We start from the raw sequence: 19,259 nt of genomic DNA on the forward strand, positions 1-19,259 counted from the left end.
TTGACGGGGGAGGACGGGAGGGGGTGTCGGGAGCCACGATATCTTGGCCCAAGTCCCCCTCCCCAACCCTCCCCGCAAGGGGGAGGGTGCCCATCGGGTCTAGTCCTAAAGCTGCCCGTTCAAATCGTCCCGCATCTGCACGGCAGCATCTGCAGGCTCGATTTCACCCGTGGTGGCTGGATTGATGTAGTTGCTCCAAGCATCGCCGAGCGGCGCGGCGGGACCAGCAAGCACGGTGCGCGGATCGAACACGGCCGTATCGGCAAAGCCGGCATAGTCCGACTGCGGCTTCAGCGCCTGGAATTCAGCGCTGTCACGCACGGCATTGAAGGCCGGGATGTGGCCAGCGCCAGCCCAGTCGAGCGAGTGCTGGTCCATCCAGGCAATGACCTTCATCACCGCCGCGCGCTTGTCCGCATCAGCTTCCTTGCCGGCATTGGCGGGAATAACGAAGGCATGCGAGTCAGACCATGCGGCCTTGTTTTCGAACAGCGTCGGCAATTCTACCGCGCCCCATTCGAACAGTTCGCCCTTGGCATGGAGATCGACCATGGTCGGGATTTCCCAATTGCCCATGATGAAGAACGGCGACTGGCCCGAGGTAAAGAGCGCCAGCGCCGCCGGGCTTTCGACCTGCACCGGCGTGTAGCCGCTATCGACCCAACCCTTCACCACATCGATGGCGTTGGTCAGCTTGGTGACGTCCTCGTCGGTCGGGAAGAAACCGCCTGCGGCTTCGTCGAACATCGTGCCACCCTGCTGGCCGAACAGGGAGTAGATCGTGCGGTAGCGATCGCCCGTTGGGGTCGAGATGCCGTATTTCCCGTCCTTGGTGAAATCAGCCAGGATCTTGTTGAAATTCTCGAGCCCATCGAGGCCCTTGGGCAGCCCATCCTCACCGATCAAGCCAGCCTCGGCGAGCATATCCTTGTTATAATAAAGAATGAGCCCGTGCTGATCGAACGGCACCGCATAACGCGTGCCATCGACCTTACCGGCATCCGACGCAGCCGTCGTAAAGTCCCCGTCCGAAATCCCGGCGCCGGACATATCCTCGTCGGTGATCTCGCTCAGCGTACCACTATCGACGGCGAGCGGAATGCGGCTGAGGTGATAGGTCGCGATATCGGGCCCTTCCCCGATCGCCGCCGACGTTTGCAGCTTGGTATAGAACGGCGTGCCCCATTCGAGCGTCGTGTTCTCGATCGAAATCTCGCCCTGGTGCTCGGTGTTGAATTGATCGATCAGCGCCTTCATGCGCACGCCGTCGCCGCCGGCGAGAAAATCCCACCAGACCACATTCTGCTGAGCCGCAGCGGCATGGGTCAGCGCCATCAGCGCAGTCGACACCAAAGCCAGTCGCTTCAAAGTCTGTTTCATACTTTCCTCCCAAACATGCCCAATGCATGCATTCATCCAGCCGGGCGCTTGTTATTTTCCCGGCGGAAACTCTCCTCAGTCGGCGTGATAGGCCTTCCCTTCGGCATCGAAGAGATGGACTGCCGAACCATCGACCTTGAGCCGCACAGACTGCCCGGCTTCGAGGGTCGACTTGCCGATATCGTCGCCGACGACCACCGTGCCGTCTTCCAGCCGCGCATGGATGAGCGTCCGGTCCCCCAGCCGCTCGACCAGCGCAATGGTCCCGGCCACCTCGCCGTCCGCCGCCACGCGCAACGCATCGGGCCGCACGCCAAAGGTCAGCCCCTGCCCCACGGTCGGCGCAAGCGCGGTCGGAATAGTCGTCGCAATCCGCGTTCCACCCGCCGTCACCGCGACGCGCCCGCCTTCATCGGCCAGCGCCGTCACCGGCAAAAAATTCATCGAGGGCGAACCGACAAAGGCCGCCACGAACCGGCTCGCGGGCTTCGAATACACCTCCATCGGCGTGCCGATCTGCTCCACCTTGCGGTTGTTCATGACGACAATCCGGCTCGCCAGCGTCATCGCCTCGGTCTGGTCGTGGGTCACGAAAATCATCGTCGTGCCGATGCGCTGATGCAGCTGCGCCAGCTCCACCCGCGTCCGCACCCGCAGCCCCGCATCGAGATTGGAAAGCGGCTCGTCGAGCAAAAACGCCTTGGGCTCGCGCACAATCGCCCGCCCGATGGCAACGCGCTGCCGCTGTCCACCCGAAAGCTGCGCCGGCCGCCGATCGAGCAGCGCCGTGATCTCGAGCATCCGCGCTGCCTCGTCGACCCGGCGCGCAATCTCGGCCTTGTCGGTGCCGATATTTTCGAGCCCAAAGCTCATGTTCTGGCGCACCGTCATATGCGGATAAAGCGCATAATTCTGGAAAACCATCGCCACTTCGCGCTGGTTCGGCGGCAGGGTATCAACGCGCTTGTCGCCGATGTGGATTTCCCCGCCATTGACCGCCTCAAGCCCGGCAATCATCCGCAGCAGCGTCGATTTCCCGCAGCCCGAAGGCCCGAGGAAAACGATGAACTCGCCCGAGCGAATATGCATGCTGACACTGTCCAGCACCTGCACAGCGCCATAGGACTTGCTGACATCCCGAAGGACGATATCGGCCATCTCTTTCCTCCTTATGAGACCAGCGCAGCTTTGCTGTCTTCTGATCACTTGCCGCTCATTTAGCGGCCTGCATCCTCGCCCCACCCACGGAACCTCCCCTCGCCCCTTGCGGGAGAGGGACAGGATTTTCGCGTTCAGCGAAAATCCAGGGTGATGGGTTCTCTCCTCCGCAGAGGAGCGAGTTGTGGGCTCGCCCCCTCATCCGGCGCTTCGCGCCACCTTCTCCCCGAGAGGGAGAAGAATGGTTCGGCGCTCACCTCTTATTCCTCTCCCTCTCGGGGAGAGGGTGGATCGGCCGCAGGCCGAGACGGGTGAGGGTATTCCTCAGGTCACATCGAACCCTTATCCACCGGCAGCTCCCCAGCCGTCGCCACCAACCCATCAAACAGCGCCGCCGCCACCGGATCAGCCCCCGGCGCCTCGCGCGTCAGCCTGAACGTCGTCGCGACAACGCCACCCCGGCCAACGCGCTTTTCACCAATGATCGCCGCCGGCTTGTGCACCCAGCCGCAGACCATCCCCGCGATGACATTGTTGCCAAATTCCCAGGGCCTGAACCCCGTAAGCAGGTGATGCGGCACAACATCGGAAAAGCTCAGATCAAAGATCGGCCCACCCGGAATGTTCGCAAACGCCCCCTCGCGGCGCACCCACGAGAACCCGGCAATCCAGTCGCCCCGCCAGATCGTCCCGTCACGCTCGACCAGGCTGATGCCCGGCAAATGCTGATCGAGGCTTGGCCTGAACGTCTTGCCATCCGCCACGATCGAGCGATGCGGCAGTTCCCCGTCAGGCATGTCCGTCCGCAGGTTCTTGTTCGTCTCCACCGTCCCATCGGCGAGGATCAGATAGCGCGCGCCCGCCTTGATGGCCTCGACATCGTCGCCATCCACCGCATGCACCAGCACCACATCGGCCTCGGCAGCCGGTACCACACGGTAGCCGAGGCCGCTGGCATAACTTGCGAGGGAGGAATCGGCCGCGGCGATGGAGGGGCGCCCGGCCGTATCGCGCTTTTGGTAAAGCGCGATCTCGCAAGTGTTGCGCGAGAGAACCGATCCACCGGCCTCCAGCACAAATTCTATGGATAGAACACGGTTGTCGCCGCCCTGCGGCAGAACAAAGCCGATTTTGCCGAGATCGGCCGTCGACACTTTGCCGGTCGCCGGCACATCGACCGAACCTGAAACTTCGCCGCTCCAGCGCAGCACAGCTCCAGCGGGAATAGTCTCGCCACCGGTCCCGATTTTCAGCTCAATATCGAGCGTTTCGCCAAGATAGGCCGAGTAGCGCGCCGGACGCGGCACGATCACCACATCGGCGTTGATCGACCCAAAGACGTCATGGAAGACGCGCGGATTGCGCTCGATGTCGAGGAGACCATTGGCCTCCCAATGTACATCCGTTAGTTCCGTGATCACATAGCCCATGATCGAGGAATAGCGGCGCATTTCCTCGATTTCGTAGCGCAGGTTCATGAACTGATACCACTGCACGTTTTCGATGAAGGCATCGAACGAGCCGAAGGTTTTCGCCAGATCCAGCGCACCAAAGCGGTCCTCGATGCCATGCGGCAGCGCCACGCCATCGCCCCAGAGCGAGCCAGTCTCGAACCAATCCGGCTCGGACCCATCTTCACGGCGCAGCTTCTTCGGATCAGGCAGACCCCAGACGCCGAATTCGGAAACGATCAGCGGTTCATCACCCTTCCGCTCGGCATCGCCTAGGCTTGAAAACGTCCAGTCAGCACCTGCTGCGAACTGCGCGGTTATATCGTCCCACTCCTGCCGGCGCTCCGGCACCGAGCGGTAATAGTGGTAGTCGTTGAGGTCGGTCTTGACGTGGAAGTTCGGGAAGCAAGCGGAGTTGTCGACCACAAGACGGGTCGCATCCTCAGCCTTCAGCCAGTCATAGGTGTCCTTCACCCACTGCCGGTGCTCGGCATTTTCGAGCATGCGGGTGCCCCAGTCCTCGTTGATGATCGTCCAGGCGATGATCGAAGGATGGTTGCGATCGCGCTTCAGAATACCCGTCATCGTGTCGCGCATGCGCTGCGCCGACTTCGATGTGAAATTCGCGACGTTCGGAATTTCGGTCCAGACGAGCAGGCCAAATCGGTCAGCCACGTCATAATAGCGCAGATCCGGCACCTTGATGTGGCACCGGAGCGTATTGAGACCCAGCTCCTTGGCCTTCTTCGCCTGGTCTTCCAGGAACTCCAGCGAAGGCGGCGTATAGATGCCGTCTGGATAATAGTCCTGGTCGAGCGCGCCGCGCATATAGATCGGCTCGCCATTGAGCAGGATCTTGCCATCGCGCGTTTCGACCGAGCGGAAGCCAAAACGCTCTTCAACCACGTCGACATCATCGCCCAGCGACACGGTCAGCGTATAGAGATTGGGCTGATCGATGCCCCAAAGTTTTGGCGAAGTCACCGCAAGCTCGACCGCAACCGAAGCCGCTGCAGTCACCAAGCTTTCGGCCACCACATTCCTACCGGCATCGCGCACGGCGAGCTTGACCGGCAGGCCCGCGGCCGCAGCCGAAAAGTCTAGCTCGGCCTTCACAAGGCCATCGGTGCCAGCCGTGATGACAACCGCTTCAAGCCGCCGCGCATCGCGCGCCAGCAGAGAAACCGACTGCCAGAGACCGCCAATCCGGCCATACCAGGAAATCTTACCGTGCGGCACTTCACCAAACGGGAAGTCTGGGAAGGCGCGATGATCGGCCGACGGCATGGTCACGCGCACCTCAACCTCATTGCTCGGGCGCAGCAGCTTGCTATCGAGCACGAACTCAAACGGCAGGAAGGCGCCTTCATGGCTGCCCAGCTTCTGCCCATTCAGGAACACTTCGCAAAAATAGCTCACCGCGCCAAAGTGCAGCACCAGCTCCTGCCGATCCCAGCCGGCCGGCACAGCAAAACTGCGCTTGTAGACGGCATGGCCAAAGGTATCGACGAGGTCGGAGAATTCAGCCTGCCAAGGCTGGGGCACATGCGCCTCGCGCCATGCGCCATCCTCGTGCTTGAACTGCCAGACACCGTCCAGCGACAAGCTCTTGCGTGGTGCGCCGACTTCCTCCGCGGCGACTGCACGACCAAGGTTCATATTCCCCACCCTTAAGCGTATTAGTTATATTATTATCAGAGTAGGGCGAAAAGCCCGCGCTTGGCAAGTGGGCGAAATCAAGGGCGCCGCGATCCACACATCCGTAACCAACTCGCAGAAAACCAACTCTCGAAGCTAACGGACTGCTAACGGAATGGGCACGCTTTCGAATCCGGGTTAGAGAATTATCCCGCACTTCGGAGAGACGATGGAAAAGCGCGCAACAATGCACGACGTGGCCGAGCGTGCCGGGGTCTCGCAGGCCACCGTGTCGCTTGTTCTCAATGGCGTTCCCAATGCGCGCGTATCGAAAACCACCCGCCGCCGCGTGCAGGAAGCCGCCGAGCAATTGGGCTATCGCCGCGGCAAAACCCATCCGGTGCCCGCCGGGCGCCAGCGCGTCATCGGCCTGTTCATCGATGAAGTCTCGACCACGCCCTTCGCCGCGCAATTCCTCGAAGGCGCCCGCGACGAGGCCGCGCTGCAGGATGTTACTGTCGCCACTTTTTGCACCGGCAACAGCCCTGCCCTTGAACAAGCCGGCCTCGACATGCTTGTCGCCCAAAAGGCCATCGGCGCTATCTATACGACACTTATGACTCGCGAAGTCATTGTTCCTTCAAGTTTTTCGGCGCTGCCCCTAGTGCTTCTCAACTGCTACGAAAAGCGCCTCCACCACCCGTCCGCCGTGCCCGGCGACATCGTTGGCGGCTACTCGGCAACTGACGCCCTTATCAAAGCGGGCCACACCCGAATCGCTCACCTCGCGGGCGAGCACCAGACCGCCGAAGCCGCCTGCGACCGCGAGAAAGGCTTCCGCCAGGCCATGGCCAAGGCGGGCATTGCGGTTGACGAATCCCTCGTCACCCTCGGTGGCTACTCCATCCGCGCCGGCCGCGAACGCGCCCTAGAACTGCTCTCTCGCCCCGATCGCCCCACGGCAATCTTCTGCTTCAACGACCGCATGGCCATCGGCTGCTATGAAGCCGCCCGTATCCTGGGCCTCAGCATCCCAGGCGATCTCTCCATTGTCGGCTTCGACAACGAAGACATCTCGGCCAATATGGACCCGCCGCTTTCGACCATGGTGCTTCCCCACGACGAAATGGCACGCTGGGCCGTCGGCCAATTGCTCGATGGCTTTACGGACCTGGACGCCGATGAAGGCATGCAAAAGCTCAAGATCGAATGCGAATTCATGGAGAGGAATTCGATAGCATCACCAAAGTCTTAAGGGCGAGGCTTACCTACCGACGCACGCTCTACGAGAGGGCATTCGAGCTTGGTCAGCGGATACCTTGCCTCGACCTGGCCATCAGCCAATTGCTCGGCAATCCACTGCCCCATAGCCCGATGCGGCAGCACCGATGTCGTCAATTGTGGATGGAGATGGCGCGCGATCTCTTCGTCGTCATAACCCACCACCGACATATCGCGCGGGATCTGATATCCCGCCTCTTTCAGCGCCTCATAACAGCCGATCGCCATACGGTCGTTCTGGCAAAAGATCGCGGTCGGAACCTCAGGCAAATCAAGGATTTTCCGCGTCGCTTCATAGCCAGCACTGGCCGACCAGTCCCCGGCAAAAACCAGATCGTCGTCAAACGGAATATCCGCCGTCGCCAGCGCACGACGATACCCCTTCAGACGATCCTGCGCGGCCTCCATCCACGCCTCGCCGGTGATCGTCGCAATGCGCTGATGGCCCTTGGAAATCAGATGATGCGTCGCCCTTTGCCCTCCGGCGATCTCACTCGGCACCACCGCGGGAACGGCCTGCCCCACAGCATAGCAGTTGAGCAAAAGCACAGGGATATCAAGATCTTGTAGTATCTTCGGCAGCTTCACCTCGCGCGTGAAGATAGTCATATAGACAAGTGCCGTGGCACCCTGCCGGACAAAGGCCTCGACCAGATCGCGCTCCGTCTCCTCGTCCCCGCGGCTCTGCGCCACAAAGACCAGCCCCCCAGCCGCCTGCGCCGCCTGGCTTAACCCCTCGATCGCCTGCACAGCCTCCGGGCTCGTCGCCAACTGATCGACCAAGAATGCAATATGCTGCCCCCGCCCCGGCCGCCCACTCTCAACCGTCCGCGCCGCCGATGGCACGTCATACCCAATCCGCCGTGCCGTCTCAAATACCCGCCGCCGCGTTTCATCCGAGAGCCGAATGCCAGGCGCATTGTTCAACACAAACGACACAGTCGCCTGCGAACATCCAACTTCCCGAGCAATATCCGTCATTGTCGCGCGTCGCTCGACGCCTTCTTTCAGACGGCGATTTGCGGGGGCGTTGCTCCGCTTCTTGTCGATTGAGTCCATGCAATCCGCCCAAACCAAGGTGCTAATATTCTTTAGCACCTATTAGTCAGAGTGTCTCCGGGTGAAAATGATGGCCGGACCAGTCGGTCAGGGTGTGGCGAAAAACTCCAGCGCAGGCCTCTGAATTTGTCTGAAAGTCTACGGGGCTTGAATGGTGACGGGCGTGCCATCGCCGGTCACCGATTCCTTGATCGCATCCCAAAGGCGCGCAAACCGCAGGCCGTTGGCGACTGTAGAGGGATTTTCCAACCGCCCGTCGCGAACGGCCTGGAAAGTCTGCATAGGCGTATCGCGGATCTCGTTTTCTTCCCGTGGCTCAGCGACGCCATTGATCGTTACCTCACGCCACGCGCCCCAGGCGTCGATGCGAATAATTGCCTTGGTGTAAAAGAGCGTAATGGCGGAGGCGCAGCCTGGGGGACCATCGCCGGCAGCATTGAAGGTGACAAGGGCGCCATTGCTGAGGCGCGCAGCGACAGCGGTGGCGAGATCGACGGCGAGGCCGCGATTATTGGCATAAGCGGAAAGGCGCTCGAACTCGGCATCAGCGAGCACGCAGACGGTATTCATCATGTGGGCGCCAGTATCGAACATGAAGCCGCCACCCGAGATGGCGGGGTTTTGTTTCCACTGGCCGGCATAGTTGGTCGCCCACCCCTCCCAGATCGATGCATTGACGCTGACGAGGTCGCCAAAATCGCCTCGGCGAGCGCGGTTCTTGGTATCGTGGACGAGAGGCGACAGGCCGCCTTGGAAAGCGATGACCACCGTGCGCCCAGTGCGCTTTTCGGCTTCTACCAATGCAAGGGCCTCCTCGACCGTTGTCACCATCGGCTTTTCGAGGAGAAGGTCAAAACCGGCTTCGATGACGGCCAGCGCATTGGCGCCGTGGAAAACGTGCGGGGTCGACACATAGACCGCATCCATCTTGCCCTGCATCGCGGCGAGCATGGTTTCTGCATTGGCGTACTCGGCCGGACGCAACGCGCCAGCAACTTCGCAGGTATCGGCAAACCGCTTGCGCGATAGCTCGCTGACTTCTGCGCTGGCGACAATTTTTACGTCGGGCATTGCGGCCCAACCCTTGGCATAGTCAGCCGCCTTCAGGCCCGCACCAATCACTCCCAAACGCAGAACCATGTCGCCAATCTCCCCTTTTGCACACGTCTATATGTGATAGACGTGTCACTCGCACGCCGAATGACGGGCTAATCCACCAATCGGCGAAATGGAGCGCGATTTTGGCTTCTGGGCTATGGTCTTAGTCGCGAACTGAACCGCTAATTGACGACCGAAGTTTTGCAATCGCCACACGCGTCTTCGACGACACCCGCAGTGATGAGATCACGGCCAAAGATGGAGGTGTCGCGAGGGACAAGGCGGACGACCGTATAGCCGCGGCGGGCCAGCTGATCGAGGAAGACAGGCAGCATATCCACGGTGCGCTGGTGGATATCGTGAAAGAGCACGATGCCACTGCCGCGCTGCTCGAGCCGGGAGAGAGTGCGCGCGGCGACGGTCGCGGGCGTATCCTTGTAATAGTCCTTGCTGTCGATATCGACGTCGAGAACGACGGCGCCGCTCTGAAGAAGGCCGGTGCGCAGAAAGCCTGTCTGGGACAGGTATGGGAAGCGGAAGAAGGGCGAGAGCTTTTGGCCGGCGCCAGCCAGCGCAGCCGAAACGGCGTCCTCGCCTTTGACGATTTCGACGATCGCTTCCTGCCGCGTGAGATCGGCAAGATTAACGTGCGCATAGGTGTGGCTGCCAACCGTATGACCTGCAATGGCGACCCGCTGCGCCAGGGTTGGATTGGCAGCGGCCGAAGAGCCGAGCATGAGGAAAGTTGCCTTGACGCCATAATCGGCCAAGGAGGCAAGGATGGCTTCGGTCTTGCCAGCGCGCGGGCCATCGTCAAAGGTCAGGACAACTTCGCCGGGCCTCAGAACGATGTCGGCGGTTGTGGCAACGGCAAGGGTCCTGCCCCCAATGTTGCGGGGTGAAAGGATCTCGGCGGGCATGGGCTGTTCCATCTTGAGGACAGCAGGCACGGCGATGGCGGAAGTCTTCACCTCGTCCACTTTCGGCGTCGCCGCAAACTGCATTTGCGAGCTCACCGGCTTGGCACAACCGCCCAGCATAAGGCCGGAAACCACAAGGCAAAGCAGAAGGCGGGAGGGCGACACGATAAACACTCGGCATCACATGGAACTAACGCCGACAATTTGCGATTATAGTTAATTTTTCGCTCGTGAGGCCTTAAGAAGAGCTTACCTTTCAATAAGTTAACTGCTTTTAAGACTTGCGGCGCGAGGGTTCCAAGGGCGCGAAAGGCTGGATCGCTCGCGAAAAATCGCTAGCGTGACGCGGACTTTTTCGGGGAATCGCCATGGATGCGGGATCGCCAACCCTCGCGCCGACACGCAAAGATTTTTTGCAGCCGATCATGGCTGGCGCTCTTGCCGCAGTGGTCGGTTATGCAAGCACATTCACCGTCGTTTTGGCTGCTTTGACAGCCGGAGGAGCAACACCGCAACAAGCGGGGTCGGGATTGTTCTCGGTTTGCTTGGCGCTTGGCGTCCTCAACATGGTCGTCGCTTGGCGCGTGCGCGTTCCCGTCAGCTTTGCATGGACCACACCGGGAATGGCATTTTTGCTTACCGTTGGCGAACCTGTCGGTGGTTTTTCCGCAGTGGCGGGCGCGTTTCTCGTTGCGGCAGGCCTCATCGTTCTCACCGGCCTGGTCAAACCTTTGGCGCGATTGATCGCAGCTATCCCGGCGGCAATAGCCAATGCGATGCTGGCAGGCATGCTTCTTACGCTTTGCCTAGCGCCTGTCACTGCGCTTGCCGAGGCGCCGATACTGGCGGCGCCGATCCTCCTCGCCTGGATGTTGGGATTGCGCTTTGCGCGCCGCTATGCCGTGCCCATTGCCGTGTTGGTGACGGGGATCGTCTTGGCACTCACGACGCATCTTCCGCCCGGAGCGCTTGATGGCACTTGGCCAGCGCTCGTTTTTGTCATGCCCGAATTTAGCTGGGACGCGGTCGTGCGGATCGCTTTGCCGATTTATGTGGTGACGATGGCCTCGCAGAACCTGCCAGGAATCGCGGTGATGAAAGCCAACGGGTACACAATCGCGCCGGCACCGGTGTTCGTGATGACGGGCCTAGCGAGTGCCGGAACGGCTCTCTTCGGCGGGCATACGACCAATCTGGCCGCCATCACCGCGGCCATCTGCGCGGGACCAGAGGCGCATCCTGATCCGGAAAAACGCTGGCCGGCCCCAGTTGCGGCGGGGGCCACCTATATTCTCCTTGGGATGGCGGCGAGCTTGGCAGCAGCATTTATTGCGGCCTCACCGCCGCTGCTCATCCAGGCTGTTGCTGGATTGGCCTTGCTCTCTAGCCTTGCCTCGGCTTTGGCGGGCGCTCTCGATCTTGAGGAAGCGCGGCTGCCGGCCATCCTGACTTTTGTCGCTACCGCATCGGGAATCACCATCCTCGGGATCGGTGCGCCATTCTGGGGGCTCGTGGGCGGCATTGCCTTGCTGATCCTGCTGCGAAAGCGCGCGGCGTGACCAAGGTCTTCGGTATTATCCTTGCCGGCGGCAGCGGAACGCGGCTTGGTGGGGTGCGCAAGGCCGACATCCGGATCGGCGGCAAAAGGCTTATCGATCGCGCTACGGGGGTTTTCCGGGGCCGGGTGTCAGAGATCGCCGTTTCAGCGCCGGCAGACTTTGCGGGCGACGAACTAGGCGATGCGGTGCTTATTCGTGATGGGGAGCGGGAAAGACGTGGGCCGCTGGCGGGACTCACGGCGGCTGCACGTCATTTCGCAGATCGCGCAAGCCCAGCCGATATCCTGGTCTTTCTGGCGGTCGATACACCTTTTGCGCCAGATGACTACGTTGATCGTCTAACTCAGGAAGCAGAGGCAAGAGGATCAGCCTTGGCCATCTGGGGCAACGCGCTCTATCCGACAAACAGTGCCTTCCGGCTTTCACACCTGCTGAGCGGTCTCGAATCCGTTGCACCAACGGCGGGACCAAAGGCGATTCTGAATCTGCTGGACGCTCAGACGGTGGATTGGTCTGATCGGTGTTCGGAGGATCCTTTTGCCAATCTCAACACCCTTGCCGACCTCATTGCCCTGCAACGCCGGGCTCTACGGGACTTGAACGTGCTGGTACGGCAGCCTTCGTGACATATTTATGCACAGGCTCCGCAATAAGGACTTGGCAAACCAGATCGGTTTGGGTACACGGACCTCGCCTTCAACGCGAAGGCAACACCGAAGTGTTCCGCGATAGCTCAGTTGGTAGAGCGTTCGACTGTTAATCGAATGGTCGCTGGTTCGAGTCCAGCTCGCGGAGCCATTTCGGGTCTTTCCAAGATCCCCACAAATTCTCGATATTGTCTGGCTCACGCCTTCTGAGCTATGGCGTGCAATATCGTGCGCGAGAGTTGCCCTTGCCGCGCTAGCGCGCTAGGAGACCACCTCTCCTGGATTTTCCGACATGACCACCGCATCCAACACGCCCGCGTCCATGACCGGGCAGCAAACCACGCTGGCAATCATTCTTGCCGTCAGTGGCGCGCATCTGCTCAACGATCTTCTGCAGTTCCTTCTGCCAGCGCTCTATCCGCTGCTGAAGGAAAACTATCAGCTGAACTATCTGCAGATCGGGCTGTTGACGCTCGGCCAGCAAATCACGGCTTGCCTGCTGCAACCGCTGTTTGGCCTCCGCGGCGACCTCAAGCCCAAGCCTTATAGTCTGGCTGTATCGCTGGTGATTGTTTCGGTCGGAATCGTTGGTCTAGCTTTTGCCAATCAGTTTATGTGGCTTTTCCTCGCAGCGGTCGTGATGGGCACTGGCTCGGCCATTTTCCATCCTGAAGCGTCGCGCGTGGCTCGCATGGCCTCGGGCGGCAAGCTCGGCTTTGCGCAATCGCTGTTTCAGGTTGGCGGCAATCTGGGTACGGCACTCGGACCGCTGGCCGCGGCCATGATTCTCATTCCCATGGGGCAGACGACGACTGCGTGGTTCCTGATTTTAGGGTGTGCCGGGGTGGCGCTGTTGACCTATGTCGGGCGCTGGTTTGTCGAGCATCAGCGGCAAGCGGCATCGCGTCCGGCCGTCGCGATCAAGAGGCCGGCTTTGTCGCGCAACCGCCTCATCGTCGCCTTTGCCGTCATCGGCGCGTTACTGCTCAGCAAATTCATTTATATCGAAGGTCTAAAAACCTATTACGCCTTTTTCCTCATGGAAAAGTTTGGTCTTTCGGCACCGGACGCGCAGATCTACCTTTTCCTGTTTTTGGGCTCTGTGGCGGCAGGCACGTTTATCGGCGGACCGATCGGGGACCGCTATGGGCGGCTTTCGGTGATCTGGGTTTCCATCCTGGGCGCCCTGCCCTTCACGCTTCTGATGCCTTATCTTGATCTCACCGGCACGGCAGTAATGAGCATCCTGACAGGGCTCGTTCTGTCCTCGGCATTCTCGGCCATGGTCGTCTATGCGCAGGAACTGGTCCCGGGCAAAGTTGGCATGATTGCGGGCTTTGTCTTCGGCTTTGCGTTCGGGATTGGCGCACTGGGAGCCGCGGCCATGGGCGCTATCGCAGACTGGATCGGGATCATTCCGGTATTCCAGATTTGCGCCTTCCTACCCGCATTGGGTATCCTCACCATTCTTCTGCCCAAAACGGCGGAACTGCATCCCGAACCAAAGGAGAAGCTGGCATGAGCGACAAAATCGACCTCGACAACGAGAGCCAGATCACCCTCACTCGCAAGATCGGCGCGCATGTCAGCGACGTCTTTTCGGCTTGGACCGACCCGGCGCTGATCGAACAATGGCAGGTCGATGAGGCCGAATTCGACGCCTTCGAAGGCGGCCAGTATCGCTTCGTCACGTTTGGGGATGAGGACGAGACCGACCATGAAGTGACGGGAGAAATCCTCCAATTCGTGGAGGACGAAAAGCTGGTCATGTCCTGGGTGCATCGTGATGCGGAAACAGAGGAAGAGCTGATCTTCGTCCTCGACATCACATTCCGCGCCATCGGCGACGACAATATGGAGCTGACGCTGGTCGAGCGGGGCCTTCCCCATGCCGATCCACAGACTCGGATTTTCTCGATGGAAGCATGGAGCGCGACGCTCGAGCAGCTTGCAGAGGTCATGGAAGAAGTTTTGGACTGAACTGCAGGGGCCGGCGCGTAGTTCGGTAAACGAGCGGGAGCGGCATTTTGGATCGATCGACTGGACTGGTCTGGCTGCGCAACGATCTCCGCATCAGCGACAATCCGGCACTTGCCGCAGCGTGCAAGGAGAGCGATGCAGTCATCGCTCTCTATATCCACGAAACCGACAAAGGCATCAGAGCGCCGGGTGGCGCGGCACGCTGGTGGCTGCATCATAGCCTCACGGTTCTCGCCAAGGATTTGGCAGAGCTCGGTATTTCGCTCATGGTGGAGAGCGGCAAGGCGGGCGATGTGCTGGCTGACGTTATCAAGAATCAGAGCGTCGGCAACGTCCACTGGAACCGGCGCTATGCGCCTGCCGAAGTAGCGATCGACAAAGAGATCAAGGAAAATCTCCGCAAAGACGAGCTGTCGGTCACCTCGCATCCCGGCAATGTGCTCATCGAGCCGTGGATGATCGAGACAGGGCAAGGCAAACCCTATTCGGTGTTTTCGCCGTTCTGGAAAACACTCCGCGACAAGCACATAGAGCAACCGCTGCAAAAGCCCCGCAAGTTGGGCGACGCGATCAAGGCTGGGAATGTTGATCGCGAGTATAAGGCGCCAAAATGGTCGAAGAAATTCGATGGGGTGTGGGCGACTGGTGAAAAGGCGGCGCATGATGCGCTCGACCATTTTCTCGATCAGAACCTCGAGGACTATCCAGAGGGCCGCAATTTTCCGGCGCGCGATGTAACCTCTCGCCTCTCGCCGCATCTTCGCTTTGGCGAGATCAGTCCGCGCCAGGTTTGGCATACCGCTCTCGCCCGAACGCAGTCGCATCACGAGCTTCGTGCGCCGACAGACAAATTTCTCTCCGAACTTGCATGGCGTGATTTCAGCTATCACCAGCTTTTTCACCGTCCAGATATTTCGTCTGCGCCGATGCAGCCGAAATATAGCCGGATGGAATGGCGCACTGATGCTAAGGCCCTACACGCCTGGGAAAAGGGCATGACGGGGATTCCCATCGTCGATGCAGGCATGCGCGAGCTGTGGCAGACCGGCTATATGCACAATCGCGTCCGCATGTTGGTCGCGTCGCTGCTCTCGAAAAACTTGCTGATCGACTGGCGCGAGGGCGAGCGCTGGTTTTGGGATTGCCTGGTCGATAGCGACATGGCGAACAACCCGGCGAGCTGGCAATGGGTCGCTGGCAGCGGGCTCGATGCGGCGCCCTATTTCCGCATTTTCAACCCGGCGACGCAGGGCGAACGGTTCGATGCTGACGGAAAGTATGTCCGCGAATGGGTGCCCGAGATCAAGGCGATGCCAGACAAATGGATCCACAATCCGAGCGGCGCACCCAAGGACGTTTTAAAGGCGGCAGGCGTTGAATTGGGAACCACCTACCCCCGGGCAATCGTTGACCTCAAGGAATCGCGCGAGCGGGCTCTTGAGGCGCAAAAGAACCTCTAGAAAAACAAACCTCTGTGCGCGTGAGCGCAAGCCATGACGTTCGTCAGATGGCAGGACATCGAAAAGTCCTGCCACTTCTGATGTTTATGGCTTGTTGGACCAATTTTGGGCTTCTACCATCGGAGCCATAGCAAGAGGACTTTCGCAAGATCATGGCCAAGCACGACGATCTCATCTCTGCCATCGGCAACACGCCCCTTATCCGTCTCAACCGGGTATCGGCGCTGACGGGATGCGACATCTGGGGCAAGGCGGAGTTCTTGAACCCTGGTCAATCGGTCAAGGATCGTGCGGCTCTCTTCATCATCCATGATCTCGTGAAATCAGGCGCCTTGAAGCCGGGTGGCACGATCGTTGAAGGCACTGCAGGCAATACGGGCATCGGCTTGACGCTGGTCGCCAATTCGCTGGGCTTCAAGTCGGTCATCGTCATTCCCGAGACGCAGAGCCAGGAAAAGAAGGACGCACTTCGGCTCTATGGCGCTCAGCTCATCGAAGTGCCGGCCAAACCCTACAAAGACCCCAACAACTACATCAAGATTTCCGGGCGCCTTGCCGAAAAGCTCAATCGCGAATTGCCGGAAGGCGCGGTCTGGGCCAATCAGTTCGACAATGTGTCCAACAAGCGGGCGCATATCGAAACGACGGGGCCCGAAATCTGGCAGCAGACCAATGGCCGAATTGATGGCTTTATCTGCGCCGTTGGGTCGGGCGGCACGCTCGCTGGCGTTGCCGAGGCGCTGCGGTCCCGTAGTGCGGACGTGAAAATTGGTCTCGCTGATCCCGAGGGGGCGGCGCTTTATGAATATTATGCCCATGGCGAACTAAAGTCGGCCGGCAATTCCATCACCGAAGGCATCGGTCAGGGGCGCATTACCGCCAATCTCGAAGGGCTCAAGATCGACCATCCGTATCAGATCTCGGATGCGGAGGCCCTGCCTTATATTTTCGACTTGATGCAACACGAGGGGCTTTGCCTCGGCGGGTCCAGCGCCATCAACATCGCCGGCGCCGTCCGCATGGCTCGAGACCTTGGGCCGGGCAAGACGATCGTCACAATCCTTTGCGACTATGGCAATCGCTATGCGAGCAAGATTTTCAATCCCGAATTCCTGGCATCGAAAAGCCTGCCAGTGCCGCCATGGCTGGTCGATCAGTCGCCGATCGACATTTCAGATGTGGTGGTGACGGAGCCGGTATGAGCAGAACGAGCGGGGCCACATGCAGTGGCCCCGGTATATTTAGTTCGCCAGACGAAAATCGAGATTGATCGGACCGGGTAGGAATTTGGTCTGCCTTTCGGTCATCGGCACGGTGTCGTCCACGACCTCGAGCGAGAATTTACGCGCCCAACACCTTCCGGTGCCCCTGAGGAAAAAACCGAAATGTATACTGGCGGCCTCTTCGGGCACATCGAAGACGATATCTCGCATTGTCCAATCGCTTGTCCCGCGAATTGCGCCTTCGGCGTCAGGCCGCATCTGTAGATTGTCAAACTGTAGATTGCGCGCATTGTTGCCATCGATCCGCATCCAAATGCTACCGCCATCGACAGCGTCTTCGGTACGCAGTTCACCCGTAAAGCGGATGCGTTGCCCGATATAGGGCTTGGCACTGGCGCTCTGCATCATGGTGGCGCAGTCGTCAGCAGTCAGCCGACCATATTCGGGGAGATTTTCGATGAGCGCAGCGCCTGTTTTCCGGTCTAGACCAAGGCGATAAAACCGCGGCGAGCCACCAGCGCGCATCCACCCCTCAGGCATGAAGAGTTCGCTTTCGGCAATGGAATCGATCTTGGCGCTTAGAATGTTCCAATTCGCCAAATTGTATTGTTTTGCGACCAGCTCAAGACAGTCGCTATGGGTTAGATACACTTCGCGCTCTGCCAAGGCTTGCCGCAGCAATTTGGCCATGAGTTTTGCATCCATGAACGTGTGCATGGTCTGATCCTCTCGGCGGGCGTCTACATAGTCAGTGCTCGCATTGCTGACGGTCTGCCCGCAAAAATGGGTCAAACCAAAAGCGTCTTCGTGCATTCACCTTCCCTCAGCGGGGCGAGCGGCTGGCTGCACGAGCCGAAGATCATGGTAGCGCTTAGGCTCCCAGTGTCAACTTGGGATTGTCGGCCGGGCGCCTGCTGATAGATTGCGCTATCTCCTGTCGGAAAGGACGGCCGTGTTCGGCATCGACGATATTCTCAAAGCGATCATTGCGGACCTGCATATCCTGGCCGCCATCATGGGCGCGATCTACCTCCTCGCTTTCATCTGCGCTGTACGGGAAATTCTCAATTCCCGCACATCCCAAGGCTCTATCGCCTGGCTTCTCTCTCTGGCGCTGCTGCCCTTCCCCACCGCCTTCCTCTACATGATCTTCGGGTGGAAGTTTTTTGACGACTATGCCACCGACAGGATCAAGAATGGCCGCGCCGACCGTCCGCTGCGCGCCAAGGATCTGGCGCTAATCGACCGGGAAACGGACGCCAAATGGCCCGTTCAGGTGCAAGTTTCCGAGCTGCCATTCTTGAGAGGCAACGATGTCGAGCTGCTGATCGACGGCAAGGCCACCTTCGATTCCATCTTTGCCGGGATCGATGCCGCCGAGCATTATCTGCTGGTGCAATTTTATATCATTCGCGACGACAAGCTTGGTCAGCAGCTTGCCGAGCGGCTGATTGCCAAAGCGAAAGCGGGTGTCGAAGTCCGGCTTCTTTATGATGATATCGGCAGCACCGGCATGCCCAAGCGGTTTCGGACGCAGATGCGCGATGCCGGCGTCAAGGTTGCCGGCTTCAACCAGCGGCACAAGTTCCTGCGCTTCTATGGTCCAACGCGGATCAACTACCGCAACCATCGCAAGATCGTCGTGGCCGATGGCAAGCATGCCTGGGTCGGGGGGCACAATGTCGGCGTCGAATATCTTGGCGAGGACCCGAAATTTGGCCGTTGGCGCGATACCCATGTGCGTGTCTCGGGCCCCGCGGCGCTGGGGTGCGCCCTGCTGTTCCGCGAAGATTGGGAATGGGCGACCGGCGAGCGTCTGCCTGCCGCGCCGCCGAAGGAAGTCGAGACCCCCGGCGATCAATCCGTGTTGGTCATGGGCAGCGGCCCGGCTGACCAACTGGAAGAATGCGCCATCGCTTATGTGGACCTGATCGGGCGCGCGCGGGAGCGGCTGTGGATCGTCAGCCCCTATTTCGTGCCCGATACCGATATCCGGACGGCGCTATTTGCAGCTCGGTTGCGCGGTGTAGATGTTCGGATCATGCTGCCGGACAATCCCGACCACATCATGGTTTGGCTTGCCAGCATTGCGCATGCCGACGCCATGGTGGAGCACGATATCTCGGTCTATCGCTATACCGACGGGTTCCTACACCAGAAGGTGGTGGTGATGGACAATGAAATCACCACCGTTGGCAGCGTGAATTTCGACAACCGGTCCTTTGCCATCAATTTCGAGATTACTCTCTGGTTCACCGATCCGCAGGCTCTGGCAGCGGTCGACGCCATGCTGGCTGAAGATTTCAAATTGTGCAGGCAGGTCAGCCTTGCCGAAGTTTCCAGCCGATCGAAGCCCCTCTACTTTGCGACCCAGGCCGCAAAACTCCTCTCGCCGCTGCTTTAGG

General features: G+C 59.8%; 14 protein-coding genes, 1 tRNA gene and 1 pseudogene. 9 read left to right on the forward strand and 7 right to left on the reverse strand.

All coding sequences use genetic code 11. The annotated features are described in order from the left end of the window. Positions 1 to 105: 105 nt before the first annotated feature. The 3 genes from ASG47_RS01050 to ASG47_RS01060 form a co-directional block, all read right to left on the reverse strand. The gene (locus ASG47_RS01050) at positions 106 to 1,380 is read right to left on the reverse strand and encodes an extracellular solute-binding protein (protein ID WP_061906884.1); all 1,275 of its coding nucleotides are present in this window, start codon (positions 1,378 to 1,380) and stop codon (positions 106 to 108) included. Between the two features lie 75 nt (positions 1,381 to 1,455). Continuing rightward, positions 1,456 to 2,538 carry an ABC transporter ATP-binding protein gene (locus ASG47_RS01055; RefSeq protein WP_061906885.1) on the reverse strand — a complete coding sequence of 361 codons (1,083 nt, stop codon included), beginning with the start codon at positions 2,536 to 2,538 and terminating at the stop codon, positions 1,456 to 1,458. A gap of 329 nt (positions 2,539 to 2,867) precedes the next feature. Continuing rightward, the gene (locus ASG47_RS01060) at positions 2,868 to 5,648 is read right to left on the reverse strand and encodes a glycoside hydrolase family 2 protein (protein ID WP_061906886.1); all 2,781 of its coding nucleotides are present in this window, start codon (positions 5,646 to 5,648) and stop codon (positions 2,868 to 2,870) included. Positions 5,649 to 5,856: 208 nt separating this feature from the next. On the opposite strand from ASG47_RS01060, the gene ASG47_RS01065 reads away from it, so the two are divergent. Beyond that, on the forward strand, positions 5,857 to 6,882 hold the full coding sequence (locus ASG47_RS01065) for a LacI family DNA-binding transcriptional regulator (protein WP_061906887.1): 1,026 nt from the start codon (positions 5,857 to 5,859) through the stop codon (positions 6,880 to 6,882). Here ASG47_RS01065 and ASG47_RS01070 read toward each other — a convergent pair. From ASG47_RS01070 to ASG47_RS01080, 3 genes are all read right to left on the reverse strand, one after another. Next, a complete protein-coding gene (locus ASG47_RS01070; RefSeq protein WP_061906888.1) occupies positions 6,879 to 7,967 on the reverse strand; it encodes a LacI family DNA-binding transcriptional regulator in 1,089 nt (362 codons plus the stop codon). The genes ASG47_RS01065 and ASG47_RS01070 overlap by 4 nt on opposite strands. A 138-nt stretch (positions 7,968 to 8,105) precedes the next feature. Next, a complete protein-coding gene (locus ASG47_RS01075) occupies positions 8,106 to 9,107 on the reverse strand; it encodes a Gfo/Idh/MocA family protein (RefSeq protein ID WP_061906889.1) in 1,002 nt (333 codons plus the stop codon). Between the two features lie 140 nt (positions 9,108 to 9,247). Beyond that, positions 9,248 to 10,150 carry a polysaccharide deacetylase family protein gene (locus ASG47_RS01080; RefSeq protein WP_200913667.1) on the reverse strand — a complete coding sequence of 301 codons (903 nt, stop codon included), beginning with the start codon at positions 10,148 to 10,150 and terminating at the stop codon, positions 9,248 to 9,250. Between the two features lie 203 nt (positions 10,151 to 10,353). On the opposite strand from ASG47_RS01080, the gene ASG47_RS01085 reads away from it, so the two are divergent. From ASG47_RS01085 to ASG47_RS01115, 7 genes are all read left to right on the forward strand, one after another. Continuing rightward, positions 10,354 to 11,544 carry a benzoate/H(+) symporter BenE family transporter gene (locus ASG47_RS01085; protein ID WP_200913665.1) on the forward strand — a complete coding sequence of 397 codons (1,191 nt, stop codon included), beginning with the start codon at positions 10,354 to 10,356 and terminating at the stop codon, positions 11,542 to 11,544. After that, the gene (locus ASG47_RS01090) at positions 11,541 to 12,170 is read left to right on the forward strand and encodes a molybdenum cofactor guanylyltransferase (RefSeq protein WP_061906891.1); all 630 of its coding nucleotides are present in this window, start codon (positions 11,541 to 11,543) and stop codon (positions 12,168 to 12,170) included. The genes ASG47_RS01085 and ASG47_RS01090 overlap by 4 nt, the downstream gene beginning before the upstream one ends. Before the next feature lie 96 nt (positions 12,171 to 12,266). Next, positions 12,267 to 12,342, forward strand: a tRNA-Asn gene (locus ASG47_RS01095). 141 nt (positions 12,343 to 12,483) lie between these two features. After that, the gene (locus ASG47_RS01100; RefSeq protein WP_200940847.1) at positions 12,484 to 13,713 is read left to right on the forward strand and encodes an MFS transporter; all 1,230 of its coding nucleotides are present in this window, start codon (positions 12,484 to 12,486) and stop codon (positions 13,711 to 13,713) included. Then, positions 13,710 to 14,171: an SRPBCC family protein gene (locus ASG47_RS01105; RefSeq protein ID WP_061906892.1), complete on the forward strand. Its 462-nt coding sequence runs from the start codon at positions 13,710 to 13,712 to the stop codon at positions 14,169 to 14,171. The genes ASG47_RS01100 and ASG47_RS01105 overlap by 4 nt, the downstream gene beginning before the upstream one ends. Before the next feature lie 47 nt (positions 14,172 to 14,218). Beyond that, complete coding sequence (locus tag ASG47_RS01110) at positions 14,219 to 15,631, forward strand: cryptochrome/photolyase family protein (RefSeq protein ID WP_061906893.1); 1,413 nt, start codon at positions 14,219 to 14,221, stop codon at positions 15,629 to 15,631. Positions 15,632 to 15,783: 152 nt separating this feature from the next. Continuing rightward, the gene (locus tag ASG47_RS01115) at positions 15,784 to 16,833 is read left to right on the forward strand and encodes a cysteine synthase A (RefSeq protein WP_061906894.1); all 1,050 of its coding nucleotides are present in this window, start codon (positions 15,784 to 15,786) and stop codon (positions 16,831 to 16,833) included. A 570-nt stretch (positions 16,834 to 17,403) separates the two neighbouring features. On the opposite strand, the pseudogene ASG47_RS21240 reads toward ASG47_RS01115, so the two are convergent. After that, positions 17,404 to 17,571: pseudogene (locus ASG47_RS21240) on the reverse strand (glyoxalase superfamily protein); the annotation flags it as partial. Between the two features lie 235 nt (positions 17,572 to 17,806). Between ASG47_RS21240 and cls the strand changes: the two are divergent. After that, entirely contained in the window at positions 17,807 to 19,258 is a 1,452-nt protein-coding gene (gene cls, locus ASG47_RS01125) for a cardiolipin synthase (protein WP_244487015.1), read from the forward strand. The last annotated feature ends 1 nt before the right edge of the window (position 19,259 follow it).

Origin of the sequence: Devosia sp. Leaf420 (assembly GCF_001425445.1) — a bacterium.
GTDB lineage: Bacteria > Pseudomonadota > Alphaproteobacteria > Rhizobiales > Devosiaceae > Devosia.

Excerpts from the sequence above, each read along its gene's own strand:
- ASG47_RS01070 (WP_061906888.1), bottom strand. The coding sequence starts at position 7,967 with ATGGACTCAATCGACAAGAAGCGGAGCAACGCCCCCGCAAATCGCCGT.
- ASG47_RS01055 (WP_061906885.1), bottom strand. The coding sequence starts at position 2,538 with ATGGCCGATATCGTCCTTCGGGATGTCAGCAAGTCCTATGGCGCTGTG.
- ASG47_RS01100 (WP_200940847.1), top strand. The coding sequence starts at position 12,484 with ATGACCACCGCATCCAACACGCCCGCGTCCATGACCGGGCAGCAAACC.
- ASG47_RS01075 (WP_061906889.1), bottom strand. The coding sequence starts at position 9,107 with ATGGTTCTGCGTTTGGGAGTGATTGGTGCGGGCCTGAAGGCGGCTGAC.
- ASG47_RS01050 (WP_061906884.1), bottom strand. The coding sequence starts at position 1,380 with ATGAAACAGACTTTGAAGCGACTGGCTTTGGTGTCGACTGCGCTGATG.
- ASG47_RS01115 (WP_061906894.1), top strand. The coding sequence starts at position 15,784 with ATGGCCAAGCACGACGATCTCATCTCTGCCATCGGCAACACGCCCCTT.
- ASG47_RS01060 (WP_061906886.1), bottom strand. The coding sequence starts at position 5,648 with ATGAACCTTGGTCGTGCAGTCGCCGCGGAGGAAGTCGGCGCACCACGC.
- ASG47_RS01065 (WP_061906887.1), top strand. The coding sequence starts at position 5,857 with ATGGAAAAGCGCGCAACAATGCACGACGTGGCCGAGCGTGCCGGGGTC.
- ASG47_RS01105 (WP_061906892.1), top strand. The coding sequence starts at position 13,710 with ATGAGCGACAAAATCGACCTCGACAACGAGAGCCAGATCACCCTCACT.
- ASG47_RS01085 (WP_200913665.1), top strand. The coding sequence starts at position 10,354 with ATGGATGCGGGATCGCCAACCCTCGCGCCGACACGCAAAGATTTTTTG.